This is a genomic window from Haemophilus sp. HMSC71H05 (assembly GCF_001838635.1).
Classification (GTDB): Bacteria; Pseudomonadota; Gammaproteobacteria; order Enterobacterales; family Pasteurellaceae; genus Haemophilus_D; species Haemophilus_D parainfluenzae_R.
The window spans coordinates 1-1,236 of sequence record NZ_KV838031.1 but is presented as its reverse complement, the minus strand read 5'-3'; the positions used below and the strand labels follow the sequence as shown (position 1 = coordinate 1,236).

General features: G+C 43.2%; 1 protein-coding gene. It reads right to left on the bottom strand.

Features of this window, described 5'->3' with window-relative positions:
• Positions 1 to 49: 49 nt before the first annotated feature.
• The gene (tuf, locus tag HMPREF3279_RS04935) at positions 50 to 1,234 is read right to left on the bottom strand and encodes an elongation factor Tu (RefSeq protein ID WP_005635637.1); all 1,185 of its coding nucleotides are present in this window, start codon (positions 1,232 to 1,234) and stop codon (positions 50 to 52) included.
• Between the last annotated feature and the right edge of the window lie 2 nt (positions 1,235 to 1,236).

Below are 1,236 nucleotides of genomic sequence, written 5' to 3'. Positions count from 1 at the left end.
ATCTTTCGATACGCCTTCTTAATCTAACTTGTTACAGTTAATACATCAATTATTTGATGATTTTCGCAACAACGCCAGCACCTACTGTACGTCCACCTTCACGGATTGCGAAACGTAAACCTTGGTCCATCGCGATTGGGTGGATTAAGCTTACTGTCATTTTGATGTTATCACCAGGCATTACCATTTCCACGCCTTCTGGTAACTCGATTGTACCAGTTACGTCAGTTGTACGGAAATAGAATTGTGGACGGTAACCTTTGAAGAATGGAGTGTGACGACCACCTTCATCTTTTGATAATACGTAAACTTCTGATTCGAAATCAGTGTGTGGAGTGATTGAACCTGGTTTCGCTAATACTTGACCACGTTCGATTTCTTCACGTTTTGTACCACGTAATAATGCACCGATGTTTTCACCTGCACGACCTTCGTCAAGTAATTTACGGAACATTTCAACACCAGTTACTGTTGTTTTCGCTGTTGGTTTGATACCAACGATTTCAACTTCATCACCAGTGCGGATGATACCACGCTCAACACGACCTGTTACTACTGTACCACGACCTGAAATTGAGAACACGTCTTCGATTGGAAGAAGGAACGGTTGGTCAATTGCACGCTCTGGTTCAGGAATGTAAGTATCTAAGTGGTTTGCTAACTCAAGGATTTTTTCTTCCCATTCTGCAACGCCGTTTAATGCTTGTAACGCAGAACCACGTACGATTGGAGTATCGTCACCTGGGAAATCATATTGAGAAAGAAGTTCACGAACTTCCATTTCTACTAATTCTAATAACTCTTCGTCATCTACCATGTCGCATTTGTTTAAGAATACGATGATGTAAGGTACACCTACTTGGCGACCTAATAAGATGTGCTCACGAGTTTGTGGCATAGGACCATCTGTCGCTGCTACTACTAAAATAGCACCGTCCATTTGCGCCGCACCGGTAATCATGTTTTTAACATAGTCCGCGTGTCCTGGGCAGTCAACGTGTGCGTAGTGACGAGTCGGAGTATCGTATTCAACGTGTGAAGTGTTGATGGTGATACCACGCGCTTTTTCTTCTGGCGCGTTATCGATTTGGTCGAATGCACGAGCTGCACCACCGTAGTGTTTTGCTAATACGGTTGTGATTGCTGCTGTTAAAGTTGTTTTACCGTGGTCAACGTGGCCGATTGTACCCACGTTTACGTGCGGTTTTGTACGTTCAAATTTTTCTTTAGACATTT

Bases quoted from the DNA above. Each gene is read 5' to 3' on its own strand.
- tuf (WP_005635637.1), bottom strand. From the start codon at position 1,234: ATGTCTAAAGAAAAATTTGAACGTACAAAACCGCACGTAAACGTGGGT.